Source organism: Bacillus sp. AFS041924, assembly GCF_002577195.1.
In the GTDB taxonomy this organism is placed as follows: Bacteria; Bacillota; Bacilli; order Bacillales; family Bacillaceae_G; genus Gottfriedia.
The window spans coordinates 1-23,216 of record NZ_NULG01000042.1 but is presented as its reverse complement, the minus strand read 5'-3'; the positions used below and the strand labels follow the sequence as shown (position 1 = coordinate 23,216).

The window sequence follows — 23,216 nt, the reverse complement described above, 5'->3', positions numbered from 1 at the left end:
GCTCTGTATAAATTGTTGATTTTAGTTAAATTCGAGACTAATTGAAATGGAAGATGCGAAGACTCCTATGGGAAATGCGGGAAACTTGAGACCCCGGAGGCCTGCCGAGGAGACTCAAGTCACGCCCCATGGAAAGCGAAGTACCTGGAATGGAAAATCAACATTCTTTTTTAACAGAGCCTATTATTTTTTAAGTACTTCATAATCAATATTTTCATTGAAAAAAATTACCCTTTTTTTAATTTGTCGATAAATAGGAGGTTTGTGAATAGATTGACTCATGGTATGATATAGTAAGTGATAGATTAATGAGATAGAAAAGGTGATTAAATGAGAGCAAATCCATCACAAAGACCATCATCTAAAATGAGGTCTGTATGGAGAATTACATCACTATTAACGAGTATCGCTCTAGTTGCATTGCCAATTATCTATTATTTTCTTATGAGACATTTTTCACTTCCCTTCTTTATTTTAATGATTATTATAGGTGTCGTTATAGCGTTAATAATTTTTTTAACTTTGTTTTTACCTACGCTTAAATTGAAATATACCGCATATGAGATTTACGAAAATGAGTTAGAAATTCAAAAAGGAATATTTGTTATTAAACGAATTGTTATTCCTATGGTCAGAGTTCAACACGTGACGACAGAAGTAGGACCAATCCTACGTCGATACGGTTTATCTACAGTGAATATTTCCACGGCTGCTACCACACATGAAATTGAAGGCTTAGAGCACCAAGTCGCAGAAAAGCTTAGGGATAAAATTATCTACTTAGCGAGGATAAGTGATGACGATGTTTGAGCCTAAAAGACAACATCCAGCTTATATACTTACCGTATTTTTAGAGCAAATAAAAAACGTACTAATACCACTTATTATTCTTTTAGTTTCTGGTGGTAAAGGGTCAATGTTTCAATATTTGTTTGCTATTGTTCTAATCGTTTTACCAGTTGCTTCAGCAATCATAAAATGGTATCGATTTACATACTATATAACTGAAGATGAATTTAGAATTCGTTCAGGATTATTTGTAATTGAAAATACATTTATACAAAAAGATCGTATTCAATCTTTTTCAATTAATGCTGGTTTTATTCAACAGCTTTTTAATGTGGTAAGCGTTAGAATTGAAACAGCTGGTGGAAAAAAAGCTGAGGGTATATTAAATGCAATCCCTAAAGAAGTGGCACTTTCATTAAAAAATGAAGTATTAAACTCTAAAAAGAAAAAAGTAGATCCGGTTGTAGCTGAGGAAAATAGTGTACAAGCAGAACCATTAGTTGATATTAGTTTAACAATTGAAACGCGTAAACTTTTTTTAGCTGGAATCACTTCCTTCGAGGTTGGACTAGCTTTTGCCGTTTTAGCATCATTATTTTCACAAATTGAAGATTTACTTCCACATAGCATATATATCGCAATTTATAATCAAATACAAACCTTTACCTATATGATGTTTTTTATTGTATTTTTAGGGAGTTTATTACTTTCGTTAATCTTTTCAACGATAAGATACATATTAAAATTTGCAAACTTTACGGTTCAAAGAATTGATAATCGAATCATTATTACAAGAGGATTACTAGAAAAAAATGAATTTACGGTTTCGTTAAAACGAATTCAAGGTGTAGTTATTAAGGAAGGCATCCTTCGCCAATTATTTGGCTATTCTACAATTTATGTAGAAGCTGTAGGGATGGGAGATAAACAGGAACAAGGAAGACATGTTCTTCATCCGTTTATTAAAACGAAGGATGTACAATTATTTTTAAAAAATTTTATTCCTTCTATTAACTACGACGAAATATCAAATAGAGCACCAAAAAGAGCTAGAAAAACGTATTATTCAAGAATGATTATTACATTTCTTGTAATTGCATCCGGTATTGTATTGCTACCATTTATTCAAATTTGGGCATACGGCATTGTATTAATCGGTATATTTATTGGAGAATTAGGATATCGAAATGCAGGCTATACTTTATTAGACCGCACAGTAGTCCTTCAGTCCGGTTACTTCTCAAGAACAACTGCGGTTTTACCTAAAGAGAGGATCCAAGTATTAATAGGTGAACAAAGTTTCCTGCAAAAAAGAGTAAAACTAAAAACTATTTATATTACTATTCTTTCAAGTCAATTTGGTCATACTTATCAAGTAAGGCATTTAGATGAAAAAGATGTAAATCGAGTGATTGGTTGGTTTAGTTAAAACTGTTTTTGTTTTGATTTGCTGATTACCTGTAAAAGAAGACGTGTATACATTATTGTAATCACGTCTTTTTTTAATACGTTTAGATTTAAATTATTAGGAGGAAAAGAACTTGGGGAAAAGAATATTTGTAGGGATCGTCCTCTTGACAGTTTTTATGACAGTTTTACATACTCTCTGGAATAAACCTGTTCTCTTAAAGCATGGAATGATTGATGATATTGGTCACCTTCTTCCTACAAAGATTGATCGTGTTGTTAACGGACAAGAAGAGGAACAATTAAAGAAAATTGTCATGGATGCAAAAAAACAAGGTAAGACAGTTTCGATTGCAGGTGAGCGCCATAGTCAAGGGGGCCATACATACTATAAGGATGGTGTGGTGATAGACTTAAAAACATTTAATAAAGTTGAAAAAGTGGATCCTTTACATAAGACAGTAATTGTTCAAAGTGGAGCAACATGGGGAGATATACAAAAAGCAATTAATCCCTATAAACTTGCGTTGAAGGTAACACAGTCCCAAGAGATATTTTCTGTCGGTGGTTCTTTAAGTGTGAATGCACATGGTCGAGATATTCGGAATCACTCATTAGCTAGTACTGTTAACTGGTTTACATTATTAACTCCTGAAGGGAAAGTAATCAAAGTAAGTCGTACTGAGAATAAAGAGCTATTTCCCTATGTATTAGGAGGCTATGGATTATTTGGAATTATTTTAGAGGTAGAACTACAGCTAACAGATAATGAATTATACCAAATAAAAACAAAAACAATGGATTATGAAAAGTATCCAGATTATTTTAAGAAAAATGTTTTGGGAAATAAAGATGCAAGGATGCACATTGCTAGAATCTCTGTAGCACCAGATCGTTTTTTTGATAAAGTTTATGCCATTAATTATATGGAAACCAATCGCAAATTATCAGATTCAAATAATGAGCTAAAAGAGGATCATTCCGCTTTTTTACCGAAGCTTGCATTAGGTATGTCAAGAACATCCGATGTCGGTAAAAATATTTTTTGGGATTTTCAATATCGTTTTATTCATTCATTAAATGGAAACTATGAAACTCGCAATAATGTCATGCGTTCAGAAAGTAAATTTATGGAATTCGATGATCGTCAAGATACACAAGTTTTACAAGAGTTTTTTGTACCTGTAAATGAATTTACTAGTTATATAGATGATGTTCGAGATTATTTAGAATATGAAAATGGTTTTAATCTTATAAATATAACGATTCGTTATGTCGAAAAAGATAATGAAACAATCATGAATTATGCGAAAGATGATATGTTTGCTTTCGTTGTTTTGATTCAACATGGTAAAGATCAAGATTCTATTCAATATGCAAAAGAGGTAATTCAAAAATGGACAGATATAACATTGAAGCATCAAGGAACTTATTATTTACCTTATTATCCATATCAGACAAAGCAACAAATGGTAACCGCATATCCTAGAACACAAGATTTTTTCAATAAGAAGAAAGCATTTGATCCTAATAATGTATTTATGAATACTTTTTATGAAAATTATGGGGAATAATCATATGAATCGATTCTTAATTGCTTTACTTAGTATGATCGGATTCAGTAGCTCTTTAGTATTTCCTTATTATGTCCTCTTCTTAAGGAATATAGGGGATGCATATGATGTATTTAGTTTATTATATGGACTTTTTTCATTAAGTTTAAGTGTGGTCGTCTACTTTGGTGGCCGGTTTGTTGATCAGGTTTCACCATATTTATTAATGATATTCCATTCATTATTCTGCTGTTTATTGTTCTTTTCTTTACCGTTTATCGATCATATAAAAATTGTCTATATTGGGCAAGTTTTATTTGGAGGATTTACCGCATTATTCAAGATTGCTGAAAAAAAATTGTTTATGAATGCTTCGTCTGATTTTTATAGAAGTTACTTATTTTGGACATCTTTTGTAACAGCTATATGTATTATTGGTGTAGGTACCTTATTTGATTCAATTGACATTCAATTTATGTTTCATTTAGCGGCATGGCTTTACTTAATTAGTGCAATTGGTCTTTGTTTTAAATTTATTCGGAGGAAGGAGTCGTCTCCTTTAAAAGGTTTTTTTGAACATAAAGGCCTAAAATAATGAAAGTCCTTAATGAACTTTCAGACAACACAACAATGTTTTGTTTTTTGATGGATAATTTTAAACGTAACGATGTTATATTCTTTTTCATACAATAAATTTAGTGAACAATTCGCAGTATTTGTATAAAAGATACTGTTATTAAGAAAAATTAATACATTAAATTTAAACTTTTATATTGTTAAAGTAACGAAACAATGTTATATTAACTTTAAATTAAATAAAGTAATATAAGGAATCGTTCATTATTTTATTTGAAGTTAAATTGTATGAAAGGAATGATGATAAATTATGAAACACGAGGAAGCTGTTGGTCTTTTTTATGGTGCATTTGTAATTTTAGGTTTAGTAATTGGATTAGGTGTCGGCTATTTTACATCACATCTAATTGTTGGAGGATTTCTTGGTTTTGGAATTGGAATAGGTTTAGGTCTATTAAGTAATGCTATTTTATACATTAATAGAGATTGATTTAGATTGAAACTCTATAGCAATAAATTTTGAACACAGAGCATGAAGTAATAAAATGATCGAGAAGTAAAAGGAGAGATGGTCATGCAAAAAAGGGAAACAAAATTGGTTCCTGTTATGATTGCGTTATTACTGGGGATATTTTTCGCTTCCCTTGATAACACAATAGTTTCTACTGCGATGCCAACAATTTTAAAGGATTTAGGTGGTTATGATAAATTCGTTTGGGTAACATCGGCTTACTTGGTTACAGAAATGGCTGGTATGCCAATTTTTGGTAAACTTTCTGATATGTACGGTAGAAAAAGATTTTTTATGTTAGGAATTATATTATTCATTTTAGGTTCTGTTCTTTGTGGAACAGCGACTTCTATCGTTCAACTTAGTATTTACCGTGCAATTCAAGGGATTGGTGGAAGTGCTTTAATGCCAATTGCATTTTCAATTATTTGGGATGTGTTCCCAGTTGAAAAACGTGGTAAAATGAGCGGTATTTTTGGTGCCGTTTTTGGATTATCAAGCGTACTTGGACCATTAATCGGCGCTTATATTACGGACTATATTGACTGGAGATATATTTTCTATATTAACATTCCATTTGGACTTTTAACACTTGGCTTAATCAGTTATTTTTATGTCGAATCAAAAAACCACACAAAGCAACAAATCGACTGGTGGGGTGCAACGACATTTGTTATTAGTATCGTTTGTTTAATGTTTGCATTAGAGCTTGGTGGAAAAGAATATGCTTGGGAATCCGTTCAAATTTTAAGTTTATTTGCTGGATTCGCAGCTTTCTTAATTGTCTTCTTATTTATTGAACGTAAAGCAGCTGAACCGATTATTTCGTTTGATATGTTTAAATACCGACTATTTGCTGCTAGTAACTTTGTTGGGTTATTTTATGGAGCGGCATTCATCGCTGCAACAATTTACATTCCAATCTTTATCCAGTTTGTTCAAGGTGGAACAGCTACGAATTCAGGTTTAGTTTTATTACCTATGATGGTAAGTGTAAGTATTTCTGCTACATTAGGTGGATCTTTAGCGAATAAAACTAGTTATCGTAATTTGATGCTTGGATCAGTTGTACTTCTATTAGCAGGTATTATTTGTTTAGGTACGTTAACTCCAGATACGACTAAATTCCAAGTTATCCTGTATATGGTCATCGTTGGACTTGGTGTAGGAGCGTCCTTCTCAGTTCTTGGAATGTCTGCGATGCATCATTTTGACAATGAAAACCGTGGTTCTGCAAGCTCGACAAACGCATTCCTTCGCGCTTTAGGAATGACAGTTGGGATTACCGTTTTTGGTGTTATTCAACGAAATGTATTTACAGATAAAATTACTGATGCATTTGCGAAAAGTGGAGCACCTCAGGATTTCTCTAATATTAATCAAGCCTTTACTCCTGAAGCTGCCAAAATGATCCCAGCACCAATATTGGCAAAAATTACTGACGTATTTTCAACATCAATTGCTCACACATTCCTTTGGACACTAGTTCCAGTGGGATTAGCACTGATTTCAATTTTCCTAATGGGTAATGAACGCTTATCGGATAAAGAAATTGCTAGGAGCAATGCTTCTTAAATAGTAACGAAAAAAAGAAAGACCTTTGGTCTTTCTTTTTTTCAAAGCGTTGAAATATAACATAGTTAATATTAAGTAAGGAAAAGAGCAAGAAGATGAAAAACATACTCATAAAGGGTTCATGAGTAAGGAAAAAAGCATTTGTAAAGGAGATTGATAAGTATGACAGAAATTTGGGAATCAAGTTTTATAGAAAATCAAATGATGTGGGGATTTGAACCTTCGGACTCCGCAATCTTAACTAAGGACTTTTTCCTAGAAAAGAAAATGAAGGATATATTGATACCTGGTATTGGATATGGTAGGAATGCAAAGGTTTTTACTGAGAACGGAATGAATGTAACAGGGATAGAGATATCAAAAACAGCAATTGAATTAGCAAAGCAAAACGGGTTGGATTTTCAAATATTTCATGGTTCTGTAACTGAAATGCCTTTTGATCATAAACTTTACGATGGTATATTTTGTTACGCACTTATTCATTTATTGAGTCATGAGGAGAGAGAAAAGTTTATTAAAGATTGCTATAATCAATTAAAGCCAAGCGGATTTATGGTTTTTACGACTATTTCAAAAGATGCTCCAATGTTTGGAAAGGGAAAACAACTAGGTAAAGACCATTTTGAGATAACGGAAGGGATAAAAATGTTTTTTTACGATTCTGACTCGATTAAACAAGAATTTGAAAAATATGGACTAATCGAGGTTTCAGAAATTGTTGAACCACATAAAAATTTGGAAAATAAACCTCCGTTTAAATTTATGATGATAAAATGTCAAAAAAGATAATTTTATAAAATAGCGAACTAAGGGAAGTCCATAGGCTACTCCTTTTTGTAAATAGGAGCAATTATTAATATTAGGTTGTCTTTTTCTTAAAATAGTTTAGACTATTAATTGAGGTGAAAGCTCTTGAAAGATAAGGTTTCTAGTACGAAATGGTTTGGACTAGCACTGCAATCTCTGCTAGTTTTGGCGGAGCAAGATGGAATCTGTCCAAGCGCAGTATTAGCTCAAAAACTTGAAGCACAGTCTACCTTTTTAAGGAAAATTCTTGCCAATTTAGTTAAAGCAGGAATTATTTCAGCTAAAGAAGGTCGAGATGGTGGATATTATTTAGCCAGAGGCGCTAATGAAATTACTTTAAAAGATGTTTATGATGCGATGAGATCAGACCCATATTCGAAAGGCTTCTTAGATGTAAATAGTAAGGAATGTTTTACGCCATCTACTCGATCTGCTTTATATAATTTAAAGGATGAGATGGAAAGCTGGTTAGTAGAAGGTCTTTCTAAGAAAACAGTTGCAGACTTATTACCTAAGGATAATGGGTAAAATAAAATCGAAACAAATAATGTTTCGATTTTATTTTTTGGTAAACTGTAGTTGACTTTTATACAGTTAAAGTCATATACTGTATTTGTAAATAATACAGTTAATGAAGGAGAGACTAATTATGTCTAAAGTTAAATCTGAAAAAGAAGAGTATTTAAATAAAGTAAACGAAATTGATTTTGGAAATGAATCTCCAAAAGCACTTGAAAGCACGGATTTCTATACAGTAGCACAGGAAAGAAGATCAGTTCGTCACTATGATCCAAGCTTTCAAATGTCAGATGATGAAATTAAGGAGTTACTAGAAATTGCAATTCAAGCTCCATCTTCTTCAAATTTACAGCCTTGGAGATTCCTTATTATTAAGGACCAAGATACAAAACAAAAATTATTACCAATCGCTAATAACCAGCAACAAGTTGTAGATGCTTCTGCAGTAATCGCTGTTTTAGGTGATACTGAAGCCTACAAAAATGCTGACCGCATTTACGATGAATTAGTTGAAAAAGGTATGATGACGCAGGAAGTGAAAGACTTCTACGTAGGATCAATCGTGAAAAACTACGGTAGTTTACCAGAGGAAATTGCAACAAAAATTGCGATGGTTGATGGTGGATTGGTTTCAATGCAATTTATGCTTGCTGCAAAAGCAAAAGGTTTAGATACAGTTCCAATGGGCGGATTTGACCAAGCGAAGTTTGTAGAAGCATTCAAAGTACCAACAAATTTTAAACCAGTTATGTTAATTTCAGTTGGTAAAGGAATTAAAGCGGGCTTCGAAAAAGTACGTTTAACTTTAGATGAAGTTGTTTCTTGGGATAAATACTAAAATCACGGGGAGCAGGGATAAGGGAAACCTTTGACCTGTTCTTTTTTTTGTTTTGAAGGAATTTACGATTAAGATAAAGAATAAATTCTTAAAATTATTAAATTAGGAGGGAACTAGTTGATCAATACAAAGTTGAATAGTGCTAGAGAGTACATATGGACAAATGGTAGAAATTTAGAAAGTGAATTTTAAATTCCATTTTGAGAATGGTAATAAAGAAGCTGTGATAATGAACAAAAGGCTTATCAAAATGAAGAAGGTGGTTTTAGGAAAGGGATTGAACCAGATTTGTGGTTACCTAAATCATCTCCTATGGCATATGGACCGCTGGACAAATTTTAATAGAAATTGGTATGGAAGTAGAAAATGAAATTGTGAATCCGTAGTGATTTTTGATTAAGTACATAACTGCAATACTGAGATAATTCAAACAATCAAATTCTGTGATTAATTAATTGAGAGGTGTTTATCAATGACAAAAAGTAATATGCATCCTAAAGTTGAAGCATTTTTAATGAGAGCCAAAAAATGGCAAGAAGAGTTTTATAAATTGAGAGAAATCGTAGTCGACTGTGAACTTACTGAAGATTTTAAGTGGATGCACCCTTGTTATACACTTAATAATAAAAACATTGTTTTAATCCATGGCTTTAAAGAATATTGTGCGCTTTTGTTTCATAAAGGTGCCTTGTTAAAAGATCCTAATGGCATTTTGATTCAACAAACAGAAAATGTACAATCTGCACGTCAGATTCGATTTACAAATATACAAGAAATAATTGAAATGGAAAGCGTATTGAAAGATTATATTAAAGAAGCAATTGAAGTAGAAAAAGCTGGTTTACAAGTGGATTTAAAAAAGACTACAGATTATGAAGTTCCGGAAGAATTTCAAGTTAAATTAGATGAGGATCCAGCGTTAAAAACTGCTTTTGAAGCATTGACGCCAGGACGTCAAAGAGCTTATATATTTTATTTTTCTCAACCAAAACAATCCAAAACTCGTACGTCTAGGGTGGAAAAATATATTGATCAAATTCTTAATGGTAAAGGATTAAATGATTAGTTTATTTTATTGAAATCATATGAAAAATAAAAAGCCCCTAAAGTTTATGAGCGTGGAAAGTAAGTTCACAAACTTTAGGGTTATTTAGCACAAAAATTGATTCTCACCATTCATTCCGACTTTTTTGTTCGTCTCTGTACAATATAAATAACGATTTTTTCTTCAGGACGATCTCCATTAAAAGTAACAGGATATAGTTTATCTTTATGATAGTTTTTAGTTAATATCGTAGCATGATTAGGTATGGATTCCACTTTTTTAACGACTCCATGTTTATTACTTAATGCAGTCTGCTTACTTCTTGTTAAACTTGTATGCAATTTCTTGGATCGTTTCGTCATTATTATTATTGCAACCAACTACTGATAGAAGCGTAAATGTTAACCTTAATATGAAAGTATTTTTTTCATAAAACCCACACCTTCTCTATATATATTATTATGTAATACATAAAAAAATTTTAAAATTTGGTAGAATTCTACATCCGATTTATTGATAGGGAAAAGTATTAGACAGTCATGTAGAAATTATTAGAAAAATATAAAGTGGCTGATTTATTTAATATGGTATATTTAAGTGAAATTATAAAAGGAGGGGATTAGATGGGACAAAATAAACATGCACTCCAACTTCACACTCGTTTTAACAATTTGCATAAAGAACATAATCAACGAGTTGCTGAGTTTCATAAGCAGCACACGATCAAGATTGCAAATAGAGAAAATGGAAATGGTTTATTAGCTAGATGGGAAAGATTCATTTTTTTCAAAGGAAGAGATTTAATTAAGGCAGTAAAGAACATAATCAAGTGAAAAGGAAGTATATACAGGAAATAGGGGAAACCTAGGACCTGTTTTTTTGTTTATAAAAAAGCAATGATAAGGAAACTCCTAATCATTGCTAATAGTTTTTTCAATCCCTGTTCTTAGCTTTCTCCATGTAATCGATAAGCCATGTGGTTTGTTGGGCCAACGTATTGATTTAGTGGGAATGAGTGACGAATCGCTTCAGTAATGAATTTCTTTGCAGTGTAGATTGCTTCTCTTGGTTCTGCTCCTTTTGCAAGCTCTGCACAAATCGCTGCAGAGTAAGTACAGCCTGCACCATGTGTATATGTAGTTTCGATTCGGTCAGATTCAAGATGCTCGATTTTTTCACCATCAAATAATACATCTATTGCATTTTCATGTTGAATTTTGCTTCCACCTTTTACTAATACATATTTAGCACCTAATTCATGGATTTTGCGTGCTGCTTCCTCCATTTGCTCAACAGTGCAGATTGGCGGCATTTTAGCTAATTGAGCTGCTTCAAATAAATTTGGTGTTACAACTGTTGAAAGTGGAACTAAAATTTCTCTTAATGCATCATTTGTCTCTGGGTGAAGAGCTTCGTCATTTCCTTTACAAATCATAACTGGATCGACTACTACTCGATCAATATTATGTTTTTTTATTGTTTTTGCAGCTAACTCAATTATTTCAGTTGAACCAAGCATACCTGTTTTCATTGCTTGAATACCAACACCAACTACGATTGTTTCTAATTGTGCTGCAATTGTATCTATATCAATCGGAAATACTTGATGATGCCAATGATTATGTGGATCCATTGCTACTAAAGTTGTAACCGCACTCATTCCATAAACATTACGCTCCTGAAATGTTTTTATATCAGCTTGTAACCCCGCTCCTCCACTGCTATCAGATCCTGCAAGTGTTAATGCCTTGTAAATTGTCATGTGAAAAATTCCTCCTTATGCATTACATAGAAATATTATACAAAAACATCAGGACAGGGTACAAGGCAGGAGCATTATTGCATAGAAAGAGAACAAGGAACTTTTAATTTCTTGAACTACTCGCTCGATTCTACTCATCCTTAACCAGTTTTTTTAGTCAATTCTTGTCGAAAAATCTATTGACAAACTAGTTTAATAGATTGTATATTGAGTTTATAAAATTTAATTTAATATGATCTTTATCTCGTATGGATAGAGGCGCAGTTTTGATTAGTCGTTACTTTGAGGTTTATGGTACCTGTGATAAGTAATAAAAGGCGAAACTGCCGAAGTAATAATTTTACCATTTAAATTTATTACTGGGCCTATTGCTGAATAAGCGTAGGACTGTCACAAGATTTTCTTGTGGAGGGCTATTGAAGAGATGTTGATGCTGTTTGACACATATATTTGAGTCTAGAACACGTGAACATTGCTTCACGTGTTTTTTGTTTTTTTACCAGATTTTCCATGCTTTACATATTGTTGAAAATACTGAGTAAAATACACATCATACAACACTTTATACCGTCCCATATTCTCGCGTAAAGATAAGATTGCAAGAATGAAGAGGAGGCAACAAGATGGGACTAACAAACCCTCAAAATGATCGAGTAGAAACGAATACTCACGATGGTTCTTTAAAAAGAGGACTAAAAGCAAGACATTTAACAATGATTTCAATTGGTGGTTCAATTGGGACAGGTTTATTTTTAGCTAGTGGAACATCAATTAGTGAAGCTGGTCCTGGTGGAGCTGTTTTAGCTTATGGATTAATTGGTATTATGGTTTATTTCTTAATGACTAGCTTAGGTGAGATGGCGACTTATTTACCAGTTTCTGGTTCGTTTAGTACTTATGGATCTCGCTATGTTGATCCAGCCTTTGGTTTTGCAATGGGTTGGAATTATTGGTATAACTGGGCGATTACATTAGCTTTTGAATTATTAGCTTCAGCAATGCTGATGAAATATTGGTTCCCGCATACTCCAGCTGTATTATGGAGCGGAATCTTTTTAGTTATTATTTTAGGTTTAAATTTACTTTCAGTTAAAGGCTACGGTGAATCAGAGTTTTGGTTTTCATTAATTAAAGTTGTAACTGTAGTAGTCTTCTTAGTTGTCGGTATTGCAATGATTTTTGGAATTATAAGTGGACATGATGGAGGATTTAAAAACTTTACTACAGGTGATGCTCCGTTTCATAATGGATTTTTAGGTGTATTATCGATCTTTATAGTTGCAGGGTTCTCATTCCAAGGTACAGAGTTAATCGGTGTTGCAGCAGGTGAGACAGAAAATCCAGAAAAAAACGTTCCAAAAGCTATTCGTCAAATTTTCTGGCGTATCCTATTATTTTATGTATTAGCTATTATAGTAATTGGTTTATTAATTCCATATACAGATCCTGATTTAATTAGAGGCGACGTTGCGGTTAGTCCATTTACTTTAGTATTTGAAAAATTAGGTGTTGCATTTGCAGCCTCTGTTATGAATGCAGTTATTTTAACATCTGTTTTATCTGCAGGTAATAGTGGAACATACGCATCAACTCGTATGTTATATACGTTAGCAGTAGAAGGAAAAGCTCCTAAATTCTTAACAAAAGTAAATAAAAATGGTGTTCCTACAAATGCTTTATATTTAACACTTGCAGTTGGTTCATTAGCTTGTTTATCTTCATTTTTCGGTGAAGGTCAAGTATATACTTGGTTATTAAACTTATCAGGTTTATCAGGTTTTCTTGCTTGGTTAGGTATTGCGATTTCTCATTATCGTTTCCGTAAAGCTTATGTTGCTCAAGGAAAAGATTTAAAGGATTTACCTTACCGCGCAAAATGGTTCCCATTAGGACCAATCCTAGCATTTTTAGCTTGTTTATTTATTGTATTGGCGCAGAACTGGCAAGCATTTACTGGTAATGTAATTGACTGGCAAGGTGTTCTTGTTTCATATATTGGAATTCCTGTGTTTTTAATTGTTTGGTTAGGATATAAAGTTAAACATAAAACAAAAGTTGTTTCTTATAAAGAGATGGATTTAAGTAGAAAATAATCAATCTGGAAATCAAGTTTTTGGATATTTGTTTAGACACTAAATTAGCTGTCCCTAAAGTCAAAGTACTTTTTGGGCAGCTTTTTTTTGTTAATAAATTTGATTAGACCGTTCTGTGTTGTGAAAATATAACGGGCTGTATTTCGAAAAGCACGAACACTTTGTGAACTCGGCTTAATTATGACCTGAACTGGCACGATTAATGGTAGAACCGGCTTAATTATGACCTGAACCGGCATAATTAATGGTAGAACTGGCTTGAATATCGCCATACCCCTTTTAAAAATCACTAATAAAATTAAAAAAACGATTACTTCGCTCGTTCCACTGTGATCTAAATAGTTAGTTTAACGATTTTATGTAAAAAATGGAATTTTTGTTCACAAAAACTAATACCTTTAGTATTATAAAACTAAAGGTATTAGTTTTTACTATTAGGAGGGGATAAAATGAAGATTACGAAAAATAATTATCTTTATGAGTTGAGTTTTTTACCCAATTTCTTTCCTGTAAATTGTTTTTTAATTGAAGAAGAAAATGAGCTTACATTAATTGATACAGCGCTATCTTTTAGTGCGACGAAAATTATTGATACTGCAAATCAAATAGGCAAAAAAATTACGAATATAGTTTTAACCCATGCTCATGGTGACCATGTTGGGTCACTTGATCAACTAAAAGCATTACTTCCCGATGCCGTTGTGTCCATTTCTAAAAGAGATGCAAAATTATTAAAAGGAGACACTAGTTTAGAAGCTAATGAGCCAAATACTCCTATAAAAGGCGGCGTTCCTAAAAATATCCAAACGATTCCTGATCGTCTACTACAAGAGGGGGACACAATTGGGTCTTTAATAGCGGTTGAAGTTCCTGGCCATACACCTGGTTCAATGGCATTTTTAGATCAACGTACAAATGCGATTATAGCTGGTGACGCTTTTTCATTAAGAGGAGGAATTGCGATTTCTGGTCAATTAAGAATTTTATTTCCTTTTCCATCAATGGCAACGTGGAATAAAGATTCAGCTCTAAATAGTGCTAAGAAAATTAGTAAATTAAACCCTACATTATTAGCAGTCGGTCATGGTACGATGTTAATTCATCCAAAAGAAGCGATTGACCGTGCGATTAAAAAGCAGTAGAAGGAGATACGGAATGTCACCAAGGATAGGTTTGAATTTTAACGAATTACTAAAAACCTCGATTGAAATTGTTGATACAGAAGGTTGGGAGGCTTTAACGATTAGTTATCTAGCAAAAAAGCTAACGATTCAACCTCCATCTATTTATAATCATGTGAAAAATTTAGAAGAACTTAAAAATCATGTTGCTCTACATGGTATTAATCAACTGTTTGAGCAGCTTCGCGATTCGATTGAAGGGAAAGTAGATGAAGAAGCAATCTATTCGTTAGCATTTGCTTATCTAGACTTTGCTAGAATTCATCCAGGATTATACAAAGCTACACTATCGTCAAAACATACTTTAGGAGAGGCGTATACTCAATTAGGAAATAAAATTTTGGACTTAATTTTTACGACACTTAAACCTTATGATTTAAGTGAAATAGAATTAATTCATACAGTTAGAGGATTAAGAAGTATTCTTCATGGATTTGTATCACTTGAAAACGATGAAGGATTTGGTATCGATCTCCCAATTAATGAAAGTGTTTTATTTGTTTTAAGAAACTACGTTCAACAGTTAAAATCAAAAGGTTAATAGAAGGATAAGGTTAATAACTTTTGACTAAACTGGTTCAAATTAGGGCCAGTTTAGTCGTATTTGGATTTATGCAGTGAAAAATTCTAATAGAAAATGAAAATAACCTTTTCACAGGAATTAGAAGTTTTTAAAGACATTCCTCTTCAACCTAATACTATAAAGTCTATGATCCTTATTCTTGTTGATATTGCTAACAAGTAGAAAAATTAGAGTAATTGTTAAATACTAATTGGTCAAATTATGATCGATTCATTACAAAATCATTATTTTTAAGTCATATTTTTAATACTACTTTAACAATTTGAAGAGTGAGATGAGCCTAGGTTTATTGCTTTAATTAGGGCTTAAGATCCGATTTTTTTATGATAAAACTTGAAGTTTTTAAGTTATATTACTGTAATAATTATGCCATGAATGTAAATGATTTATCATCTCCCTGTTCTTTTTTTCAGTAAAATCTATGGTACGATTAGTGAAAATTAGCAATAAAAGGAACATGGAGGGTAAAAGAAAATGATTAAAAAATACATAACCGTTTTATCAGCTGCTGTACTCTCAGTAACTGTAAGTGCTAAAGTACAGGCCGATACTATCACAGTAAAAAAAGGGGATACCCTTTGGGATTTATCACGCAACAATGATACTACTGTAGAAAATACGAAAATGTTAAACAATCTTACTACTGATCTTATTCATCCTGGTGATGTACTAACCATTACTCCGGAGAAACATTATCTAGTTAAAAAAGGCGATACTTTATGGGGCATTGCGAAAATTCATGGTGTAACTGTTTCGCAAATTAAAGAATGGAATAACTTAAATACGGATATCATTCACCCTGATTTAAATCTATTAATCTTTGAAGGCGCAAAAAATATTGCTCGATCTGAAATTACAAAAACAAGTAATTCAGCAGAAAACACTTTAACTACGCCATCAAAACCAGCATCTTCAAAGACTGCAGTGGCACCAAAGGAAAGTGCATCTACTCCAAAAGAGACTGCATCTGCACCAAAAGAAAGTGCACCTGCACCAAAGGAAAGAGCATCTGCACCAAAAGAAAGTGTATCAAAACCAAAAGAGCAAGCAAGTTCAAAAGTAATTAAAATGGAAGCTACTGCATATACAGCTTCATGTAAAGGTTGTTCAGGCATTACGGCTACTGGAATTAACTTAATAAAGAATCCAAATTTAAAAGTTATTTCTGTTGATCCAAGTGTTATTCCGCTTGGAAGTAAGGTTTATGTAGAAGGCTATGGAAAAGCAATCGCTGGAGATACTGGCGGAGGGATCAAAGGAAATCGAATTGATGTCTTTATACCAAATAAACAAGATGCGATTAATTTTGGAAGAAAACAAGTAAATGTAACTATATTAAACTAATATCCTATAAAAAAACACTGGAGCCCCGATTCAAATGGAAGGGTTCCAGTGTTTTTTATTGGGATTAGGGTAGTTGAATATGCAATTTTAATAATAATTTCAATACTAATAAATTTTTTAGTCTTTAAAATTATGGTACAATTGCAGAAAATATTTCCATTTCGAAAGAAGGTGTTGTATTTATGAAAGCAATTTTAATACATCAGTATGGTGATAGCTCTGAATTCAAGAAAGAGGAAATTTCCCGTCCTAAATCACATGGAAATCAAGTTTTAGTCAAAGTTTCTGCAACAAGTGTAAATCCAATTGACATTAAAATTAGAAAAGGTGTCGTCCAAAATGCATTTCAACCTAATTTTCCCATGATCCTTCATAGTGATTTTTCTGGTCAGGTGATCGAAGTCGGAGAGAGTGTTACGAAGTTTTCTGTCGGAGACTTTGTATTTGGATTCAATGCTTCAGGAGGGGCACTCTCAGATTTTATTGTCGTTGAAGAATCTGTTTTAGCTAAAGCCTCTAGTCAATTACCAATTGATGAAGCTGCGAGTTTACCTTTAACTTCAATAACTGCTTGGGAAGCATTAGTTGATAGAGGAAAAGTAAAACAAGGTGATCATGTTTTAGTGCATGGTGGTACAGGTGGTGTTGGTCATATCGCTATTCAATTAGCAAAAGCCTTTGGTGCAATTGTCTCTACAACTGTATCGTCTAATGAAAAAGCTGAATTAGTAAAATCGCTTGGTGCTGATCATGTGATTAATTATAAAGAAGAATCAGTTGATCATTATGTAAATCGTTTAACAGGTGGGAAAGGGTTTGACATAGTATTTGATACGGTGGGCAATGAGAACTTGGATAAATCTTTCGTTGCTGTTAAACCAAAAGGTACTGTTCTAGCAATTGCTGCTCGTTCTACACATGATTTAACATTATTACATAATAAGTCTCTAACCTTACATGTCGTTTTTATTATGCTCACTCAAAAAACAGAGGAAGGGCGTAAAGAACATGGCGTTATTTTAAATAAAATTACTAATCTTATAGAAGAAAATAAATTAAAACCTCTTATTAATCCGAAAACCTTTACTTACGATCAAGTGCAAGAAGCACATGATTATTTTGAAAATAATAAAGTTGAGTATGGTAAAGTTATTATCACAAATTCATAATGTGTATTTGAATCCCTTTTGTAAAGAAGGGATTTTATTGTCCAGACAAAGTACAAAAAATTTGATATTTCTGTCTGATGGTTTATTTTTTGAATTGAATGAGATGAACTTTTTCTTCTCATGGTAATTAATGATAAGTGGTATATAATGGAAACATAATTCGTGGAATAAAGGATGTGAAAACGAGGTAGATATTTTCTCCCTCTATTCAAATGAAAATAAAACTAATTATTGCTGATGATAATTCATTTATTAGGGAAGGACTTAAAATAATATTGAGTTCTTACGAAGAGTTTGAAGTGTTAGAAACTGTAGATGATGGGAATGAAGCGGTAAAATATTGTCAGAATCATCATGTAGATGTTGCGCTTTTAGATGTTCGAATGCCAAATATGAATGGCGTAGAGGCTACGAAGCATATTTCTGAGCAGACTAAAACGAAGCCCCTTATTTTAACGACTTTTGATGATGATGAGTACATTATTGACGCTGTGAAAAATGGAGCAAAGGGCTATTTATTAAAAAATAATGATCCAGAACGAATTCGTGAAGCAATCAAAAGTGTTTATCATGGAAATACAATTATGCAAGATTTAGTACTTGATAAAATTAGAACTAATTTATCAAGTAATACGAATACAATTGATACGAAAATTGATACAAGTTTGTTTACTCAAAGAGAGTTAGATGTTATGGCTTTAATTGCAAGAGGATTTTCTAATAAGGAAATATCTAAACAAATTTATATATCTGAAGGAACAGTAGCTAATTATATTACATCTATTCTCGGGAAAACGGGCCTTGAGCATCGAACACAAATAGCTATTTTCTATATTACTGGGAAAGTAGACTAACGCGAAGGAGTTCTATATGGAGCGTTGGATTATATTAAATAAACTCTCTGTTATCATGTATATAGCCTTAATTTGTATTCGTAAAGAAATTCCTAATTTCTCTTGGGTACTTTTTGCATTACTTGTTTATTTTTGCTTAAATATTAGTCTTTATTTAATAAAAAATACTGCTTTAATAAAATGTTTACTTATTTTATCAATTTGTTTAATTGTTTATTCGAACTTCAATATTCAGCCATTATTTCTTTTACTACTACCACTGTCTATTCTTGAGCTTGTTTCATTTTTTACTTCGAAAAAATGGATTGGTTTTCTTCTGGCGCTAATTCCAATTTTTTATTTACATAATTCTATACAACCTATTTATGGATTAATTTTATTATTTAGCTTTATGGTTTTTTCAATTGTTAATTTGTATAACTCTAGGTTACGGTTTAAAGAAGATCAAATTGATCAGATGAGAAGTACAATTCAAAAGCTTTCTAAAAGGCTAAATAACCATAATGAATTTATTGAGCAGTCAGAATACACCTTTAAATTAGAGGAGCGAAATCGAATTTCCCAAGAAATTCATGATAAAATTGGACATTCAATGACAGGTGCTCTTTTTCAAATGGAAGCGGCTAAGCATTTAATGAGCAATAATCAAGATAAAGCATTAGAATTGCTTCAAAATGCGATAAATATTTCAAAGGATGGAATTGAAAACATAAGACTTACCTTAAAAAATATGAAGCCTCCAACTGAACAAATGGGAATCCATCATATGAAATTATTCATAGATGAATTTTCGGCTAAGCATGATTTGAAAACATTGTTTGTCTATAAAGGCAATCTCGATCTGATTACGCCAATTCAATGGAAAGTCATTCAAGAAAATGTAGTTGAGGCTCTTACGAATACGTTGAAATATGCAGATGCTTCAGAGGTTTCGATTGAAATTTATGTGATGAATAAAATGATTAAAACAAATGTAAAAGATAACGGTAAAGGGAACGTGAAAATCAAAAAAGGTTTAGGAATCATTGGGATGGAAGAGAGAACAGCAACTATAGACGGAAAAATAATTGTTGATGGTCATGACGGTTTTTCGGTTACAACGTTGCTTCCAATCCAATAATTGCATCATTGGATATTAATTTCTATGTATTCTATCATGATTTTGCCTATATAAAAACATGAAGATTCTCATGTGAAAAGGGTGAACTAATACACTGATATTAGTTCACCCTTTTGCTTATAATAGCATCATACATTTAGATTACGGGGTGAGAGGATGAAAGTTTTAGAGATAAAAAATTTAACGAAAAAATTTGGAGATTTTATTGCAGTAGATAATATGTCTTTATCTATTGAAGAAGGAGAAATTTTTGGATTTCTTGGCGCAAATGGAGCAGGAAAAAGTACGACAATTAATATCATTTCAGGATTACTTCGAAGCAATCAAGGTACAGTAGAGATCTTAGGTAAAAACAGTAAGAAGAATAGTAAATTTGCAAAAATGAATATTGGAATGGTGCCACAGGACTTAGCCATTTATGAGGATTTAACTGCATATGAAAATGTTAGATTTTTTGCTGGCTTGTATGGATTAAGAGGTTCGGAATTAAATGAAAGAGTAGAAGAAGCATTACAATTTGTGGGGCTTGAAGATAAATTCAAGGAGTATCCAAAAAATTTCTCTGGTGGAATGAAGAGAAGATTGAACATTGCTTGTGCCATTGCACACCGCCCTAAGCTTATTATTATGGATGAACCAACAGTTGGGATTGACCCACATTCTCGAAATTACATTCTTAATAGTGTACGTAAGCTAAATGAAATGGGCTGTACAATTATTTATACAAGCCACTATATGGAAGAAGTGGAAGAAATATGCTCTCGAATATCAATCATTGACCATGGGAAAATCATTGCTGAAGGAACGAAAGAACAGCTTAAATCAATTATAACGAATACAAAGGATATTCGAATTGAAGTAAAAACGAATGAAAATATTGACATTACAGCGCTTAAAGCAATTAATGGCGTAGAGAATGTTCATATTTTAGATAATATTATTACGATTACATCGGATAATGGTGTGAATAATTTAAATAAAATCATTCAGCATTTTATTAACAGTAAGATTGAAATCAGTTCATTACAGGAAAATGCTCCTAATTTAGAAACTGTTTTCCTTACACTAACTGGTCGAAATTTACGTGATTAATTTCATGGAAAATTATTTAATAAGGAGGCAATTGGCTTGAATATTTTTAATATTGCTTTCATGGAAATTAAGCGAGACTTTCGAGATGTAAGGACCCTATTTTTTATGTTAGCATTTCCAATTATTTTAATGCTAGTATTAGGTTCTTCACTTTCTAATGCTTTTACAACATCAGTCCCGATTAAAGATGTGCACGTCTTGTATAAAGACCAATCGACAACAGGTGAGTTTTCGAAGTATTTTAATGAATTGATTAAAGGAACAAAAAAGTCTGGAATTCATTTTAAAAAAGTAGCGAGTAATACAATCGGTGTAAATGAAGTAAAGCGAAATCAATATGATGGATATATTTCAATTAAAGATAACGGAATTAAGCTTTATATAAATGAAGGAAACAGTGTTGAAGGTAGCGTTATTCAAGGAATGTTAACTTCTTTTGTAGTTAAGTATAATGTTGGAGTTGAAGTTGCAAAAGTTGATCCGACGCAAGTTAAAGATGTCTTTTTAGCTAGTTCGCATGAGGATTATATTAAGGATACATCTATTGCATCAAATAAACAGCCAGGTTCGATGGATTATTATGCGATTGCAATGACGACTATGATTGCTCTTTATGCAGCAATGTCAGCAAGTAAATTGATTACTGGAGAAAGAGTTAGAAAAACAGCTGATCGATTAATTGTATCGCCTATATCTAAATTTGAGATTTTTATAGGGAAAATACTTGGAAGTTTGGCAGCCAATTTTCTTTGTATTATTGTAGTTGTCTATTTCAGTAAATTCTTTTTTAAAGCAAACTGGGGTAATCATATTTTATTAGTATTTATTGTTTTACTAACTGAAGTACTTCTTTCAATTAGTTTAGGATTAGTAGTCAGCTATATTACGAAATCTAATGCTTCTTCTAGAGCAATCATCATGATAGTTGTGCAACTATCATCATTCTTTGGTGGAGCTTACTTTAAATTAGGTGATACTAGTGGGATTTTAAAAATCATTACACAATTTTCACCACTAACATGGGTTAATACAGCAATAACAAAAATAATTTATACAAATGATTTATCAGCTGCAATTCCCGCCCTTATTTTTAATTTAGGTTTTTCTCTGTTATTTTTATTAGTTGCATCTATTTCTCTACAAAGAAGGGAGGGGTTGTAGGATGCAAACAGTTTTTTGGCTAATTTCGAATACTTTAAGAGCTACTTTCAAAAATAAGAAAAATGTCATTATGTATATATGTGTACCTTTAATTGGTATTTTTATTTCTTTCCTAGCTTATGGTGGTTCAAGTAAAACAGTCGTTCATGTTGGAATTGTCAATAATGATCACCAATATATTGCAAATGATACGATTAAGTTCTTAAAACACCTAGAAAGTGTTAATATTGAAAAAATAAACAAATCTGATGTCAATGATAAAATTGCCTCAGGCTCACTGGATTGTGTCATTTCGTTAGATAACGGCTTCACAGAAAGTGTTCGCTCAGGTAATCCAGAGCATATTCAAATCACTTCTATAAAAGGTGCTCAAATTACAAGCTTTGTAAAATCTTATTTATATAATTATATCGACAATATTTCAGCAATCGGTAAAGTTGCAAAAACAGATCAAACTAAATTTAATCAAATGTATTCTAACTATCAAAGTGCAAGCTTTAAAGTGTCAACAAAAACATTATCAGACTCATCTCAATCTGAAAATATGACGACATATAGCTTAGGATTTTTGATTATGATTATGTTAATGTCTGCAGGGAATCTTTCTGAAATTATTTTAAAGGAAAAAGAGAATCGAATTTATTACAGGCTTTTATCAGCACCTATTAACGCTAGAAAATATATTTTCTCAAATATCGTAGTTAACATGATTATAATGACTATTCAAGTAATCCTTACGCTTTTCTTTATGACCGCTGTGTTTCATATCGATATTCATATTCCGTTTTGGGAAGCAGCAGTTGTTATGATGCTTTTTGCTTTAATCGCAGTAGGAATTTCATTAATGATTGTAGCGTTCTCAAACAGTTCCAAATCGTCTGGAGCATTACAGAATTTAATAGTTGTACCTACTGTCATGATTTCTGGTTGTTTCTGGCCAATTGAAATTATGCCATCATCAGTACAAAGAATTGCAGATTTTCTTCCTCAAAGATGGACGTTAGAGACATTGGCGAAGTTACAACAAGGAAGTAGCTTAGGAAGCTTATATTTAAACATTTTAATCCTTCTAGTTTTTGCGATTGCATTTTTCTTAATTGCTATTTATAAGTTTAGTCGTAATAGTTCTACGAGAAATTTCGTGTAAGCTAAAAAAAATCCATCTCTTTATTTAGAGATGGATTTTTCAGAGTGTTGAAATATAAAGTTGTCAGTATTGGAACAATAGGTAAATTTT

General features: G+C 32.2%; 23 protein-coding genes and 1 riboswitch. Of the genes, 21 read left to right on the top strand and 2 right to left on the bottom strand.

The genetic code is table 11. From position 1 onward, the window contains the following. The first annotated feature begins 330 nt into the window (after positions 1–330). From COC46_RS13190 to COC46_RS13140, 10 genes are all read left to right on the top strand, one after another. A complete protein-coding gene (locus COC46_RS13190; protein ID WP_098810178.1) occupies positions 331–810 on the top strand; it encodes a PH domain-containing protein in 480 nt (159 codons plus the stop codon). After that, the gene (locus COC46_RS13185; protein ID WP_098810177.1) at positions 797–2,218 is read left to right on the top strand and encodes a PH domain-containing protein; all 1,422 of its coding nucleotides are present in this window, start codon (positions 797–799) and stop codon (positions 2,216–2,218) included. The genes COC46_RS13190 and COC46_RS13185 overlap by 14 nt, the downstream gene beginning before the upstream one ends. Positions 2,219–2,375: 157 nt before the next feature. Beyond that, positions 2,376–3,770, top strand: a complete 1,395-nt coding sequence (locus COC46_RS13180) for an FAD-binding oxidoreductase (protein WP_098810179.1) — start codon at positions 2,376–2,378, stop codon at positions 3,768–3,770. A gap of 4 nt (positions 3,771–3,774) precedes the next feature. After that, a complete protein-coding gene (locus COC46_RS13175; protein ID WP_098810176.1) occupies positions 3,775–4,344 on the top strand; it encodes an MFS transporter in 570 nt (189 codons plus the stop codon). A 291-nt stretch (positions 4,345–4,635) separates the two neighbouring features. Further along, positions 4,636–4,815 carry a hypothetical protein gene (locus COC46_RS13170; protein ID WP_098810175.1) on the top strand — a complete coding sequence of 60 codons (180 nt, stop codon included), beginning with the start codon at positions 4,636–4,638 and terminating at the stop codon, positions 4,813–4,815. Positions 4,816–4,899: 84 nt separating this feature from the next. After that, positions 4,900–6,411, top strand: coding sequence for an MDR family MFS transporter (locus COC46_RS13165; RefSeq protein ID WP_098810174.1), 1,512 nt, complete (start codon positions 4,900–4,902; stop codon positions 6,409–6,411). A 162-nt stretch (positions 6,412–6,573) separates the two neighbouring features. Next, a complete protein-coding gene (locus tag COC46_RS13160; RefSeq protein WP_098810173.1) occupies positions 6,574–7,200 on the top strand; it encodes a class I SAM-dependent methyltransferase in 627 nt (208 codons plus the stop codon). 123 nt (positions 7,201–7,323) lie between these two features. Continuing rightward, positions 7,324–7,746: an RrF2 family transcriptional regulator gene (locus COC46_RS13155; RefSeq protein WP_098810172.1), complete on the top strand. Its 423-nt coding sequence runs from the start codon at positions 7,324–7,326 to the stop codon at positions 7,744–7,746. 121 nt (positions 7,747–7,867) lie between these two features. Further along, entirely contained in the window at positions 7,868–8,575 is a 708-nt protein-coding gene (locus COC46_RS13150; RefSeq protein ID WP_098810171.1) for a nitroreductase family protein, read from the top strand. Between the two features lie 472 nt (positions 8,576–9,047). Beyond that, on the top strand, positions 9,048–9,641 hold the full coding sequence (locus tag COC46_RS13140; protein ID WP_098810169.1) for a YdeI/OmpD-associated family protein: 594 nt from the start codon (positions 9,048–9,050) through the stop codon (positions 9,639–9,641). Positions 9,642–9,751: 110 nt separating this feature from the next. On the opposite strand, the gene COC46_RS13135 is transcribed toward COC46_RS13140, so the two are convergent. Continuing rightward, entirely contained in the window at positions 9,752–9,982 is a 231-nt protein-coding gene (locus COC46_RS13135; RefSeq protein WP_098810168.1) for a hypothetical protein, read from the bottom strand. Positions 9,983–10,243: 261 nt separating this feature from the next. On the opposite strand from COC46_RS13135, the gene COC46_RS13130 reads away from it, so the two are divergent. Next, on the top strand, positions 10,244–10,453 hold the full coding sequence (locus COC46_RS13130; RefSeq protein WP_098810167.1) for a hypothetical protein: 210 nt from the start codon (positions 10,244–10,246) through the stop codon (positions 10,451–10,453). Positions 10,454–10,566: 113 nt separating this feature from the next. Here COC46_RS13130 and pdxK read toward each other — a convergent pair whose 3' ends face one another. Then, positions 10,567–11,382: a pyridoxine/pyridoxal/pyridoxamine kinase gene (pdxK, locus tag COC46_RS13125; protein WP_098810166.1), complete on the bottom strand. Its 816-nt coding sequence runs from the start codon at positions 11,380–11,382 to the stop codon at positions 10,567–10,569. Positions 11,383–11,627: 245 nt separating this feature from the next. Beyond that, positions 11,628–11,806: riboswitch (Lysine riboswitch) on the top strand. A 199-nt stretch (positions 11,807–12,005) separates the two neighbouring features. Here pdxK and COC46_RS13120 point away from each other — a divergent pair. The 10 genes from COC46_RS13120 to COC46_RS13075 all read left to right on the top strand — a co-directional run bounded on the left by COC46_RS13120 (position 12,006) and on the right by COC46_RS13075 (position 23,126). After that, positions 12,006–13,475, top strand: a complete 1,470-nt coding sequence (locus tag COC46_RS13120) for an amino acid permease (RefSeq protein ID WP_098810165.1) — start codon at positions 12,006–12,008, stop codon at positions 13,473–13,475. A 449-nt stretch (positions 13,476–13,924) separates the two neighbouring features. Next, complete coding sequence (locus COC46_RS13115) at positions 13,925–14,617, top strand: MBL fold metallo-hydrolase (protein WP_098810164.1); 693 nt, start codon at positions 13,925–13,927, stop codon at positions 14,615–14,617. A gap of 13 nt (positions 14,618–14,630) precedes the next feature. Beyond that, complete coding sequence (locus COC46_RS13110; protein ID WP_098810163.1) at positions 14,631–15,197, top strand: TetR/AcrR family transcriptional regulator; 567 nt, start codon at positions 14,631–14,633, stop codon at positions 15,195–15,197. Positions 15,198–15,713: 516 nt separating this feature from the next. Continuing rightward, on the top strand, positions 15,714–16,583 hold the full coding sequence (locus tag COC46_RS13105) for a 3D domain-containing protein (protein WP_098810162.1): 870 nt from the start codon (positions 15,714–15,716) through the stop codon (positions 16,581–16,583). Positions 16,584–16,765: 182 nt separating this feature from the next. Beyond that, on the top strand, positions 16,766–17,752 hold the full coding sequence (locus tag COC46_RS13100) for a zinc-binding dehydrogenase (protein ID WP_098810161.1): 987 nt from the start codon (positions 16,766–16,768) through the stop codon (positions 17,750–17,752). A gap of 212 nt (positions 17,753–17,964) precedes the next feature. Then, on the top strand, positions 17,965–18,606 hold the full coding sequence (locus tag COC46_RS13095) for a response regulator transcription factor (protein WP_098810160.1): 642 nt from the start codon (positions 17,965–17,967) through the stop codon (positions 18,604–18,606). Between the two features lie 16 nt (positions 18,607–18,622). Beyond that, positions 18,623–19,726 carry a sensor histidine kinase gene (locus COC46_RS13090; protein WP_098810159.1) on the top strand — a complete coding sequence of 368 codons (1,104 nt, stop codon included), beginning with the start codon at positions 18,623–18,625 and terminating at the stop codon, positions 19,724–19,726. Positions 19,727–19,882: 156 nt separating this feature from the next. Continuing rightward, a complete protein-coding gene (locus COC46_RS13085) occupies positions 19,883–20,818 on the top strand; it encodes an ABC transporter ATP-binding protein (protein ID WP_098810158.1) in 936 nt (311 codons plus the stop codon). A gap of 36 nt (positions 20,819–20,854) precedes the next feature. Next, positions 20,855–21,979: an ABC transporter permease gene (locus tag COC46_RS13080; RefSeq protein ID WP_098810157.1), complete on the top strand. Its 1,125-nt coding sequence runs from the start codon at positions 20,855–20,857 to the stop codon at positions 21,977–21,979. A gap of 1 nt (position 21,980) precedes the next feature. Continuing rightward, positions 21,981–23,126, top strand: a complete 1,146-nt coding sequence (locus COC46_RS13075) for an ABC transporter permease (protein WP_098810156.1) — start codon at positions 21,981–21,983, stop codon at positions 23,124–23,126. The last annotated feature ends 90 nt before the right edge of the window (positions 23,127–23,216 follow it).

Excerpts from the sequence above, each read along its gene's own strand:
- COC46_RS13190 (WP_098810178.1), top strand. The coding sequence starts at position 331 with ATGAGAGCAAATCCATCACAAAGACCATCATCTAAAATGAGGTCTGTA.
- COC46_RS13185 (WP_098810177.1), top strand. The coding sequence starts at position 797 with ATGACGATGTTTGAGCCTAAAAGACAACATCCAGCTTATATACTTACC.
- COC46_RS13180 (WP_098810179.1), top strand. The coding sequence starts at position 2,376 with ATGACAGTTTTACATACTCTCTGGAATAAACCTGTTCTCTTAAAGCAT.
- COC46_RS13175 (WP_098810176.1), top strand. The coding sequence starts at position 3,775 with ATGAATCGATTCTTAATTGCTTTACTTAGTATGATCGGATTCAGTAGC.
- COC46_RS13170 (WP_098810175.1), top strand. The coding sequence starts at position 4,636 with ATGAAACACGAGGAAGCTGTTGGTCTTTTTTATGGTGCATTTGTAATT.
- COC46_RS13165 (WP_098810174.1), top strand. The coding sequence starts at position 4,900 with ATGCAAAAAAGGGAAACAAAATTGGTTCCTGTTATGATTGCGTTATTA.
- COC46_RS13160 (WP_098810173.1), top strand. The coding sequence starts at position 6,574 with ATGACAGAAATTTGGGAATCAAGTTTTATAGAAAATCAAATGATGTGG.
- COC46_RS13150 (WP_098810171.1), top strand. The coding sequence starts at position 7,868 with ATGTCTAAAGTTAAATCTGAAAAAGAAGAGTATTTAAATAAAGTAAAC.
- COC46_RS13140 (WP_098810169.1), top strand. The coding sequence starts at position 9,048 with ATGACAAAAAGTAATATGCATCCTAAAGTTGAAGCATTTTTAATGAGA.
- COC46_RS13135 (WP_098810168.1), bottom strand. The coding sequence starts at position 9,982 with ATGACGAAACGATCCAAGAAATTGCATACAAGTTTAACAAGAAGTAAG.
- COC46_RS13130 (WP_098810167.1), top strand. The coding sequence starts at position 10,244 with ATGGGACAAAATAAACATGCACTCCAACTTCACACTCGTTTTAACAAT.
- pdxK (WP_098810166.1), bottom strand. The coding sequence starts at position 11,382 with ATGACAATTTACAAGGCATTAACACTTGCAGGATCTGATAGCAGTGGA.
- COC46_RS13120 (WP_098810165.1), top strand. The coding sequence starts at position 12,006 with ATGGGACTAACAAACCCTCAAAATGATCGAGTAGAAACGAATACTCAC.
- COC46_RS13115 (WP_098810164.1), top strand. The coding sequence starts at position 13,925 with ATGAAGATTACGAAAAATAATTATCTTTATGAGTTGAGTTTTTTACCC.
- COC46_RS13110 (WP_098810163.1), top strand. The coding sequence starts at position 14,631 with ATGTCACCAAGGATAGGTTTGAATTTTAACGAATTACTAAAAACCTCG.
- COC46_RS13105 (WP_098810162.1), top strand. The coding sequence starts at position 15,714 with ATGATTAAAAAATACATAACCGTTTTATCAGCTGCTGTACTCTCAGTA.
- COC46_RS13100 (WP_098810161.1), top strand. The coding sequence starts at position 16,766 with ATGAAAGCAATTTTAATACATCAGTATGGTGATAGCTCTGAATTCAAG.
- COC46_RS13095 (WP_098810160.1), top strand. The coding sequence starts at position 17,965 with ATGAAAATAAAACTAATTATTGCTGATGATAATTCATTTATTAGGGAA.
- COC46_RS13090 (WP_098810159.1), top strand. The coding sequence starts at position 18,623 with ATGGAGCGTTGGATTATATTAAATAAACTCTCTGTTATCATGTATATA.
- COC46_RS13085 (WP_098810158.1), top strand. The coding sequence starts at position 19,883 with ATGAAAGTTTTAGAGATAAAAAATTTAACGAAAAAATTTGGAGATTTT.
- COC46_RS13075 (WP_098810156.1), top strand. The coding sequence starts at position 21,981 with ATGCAAACAGTTTTTTGGCTAATTTCGAATACTTTAAGAGCTACTTTC.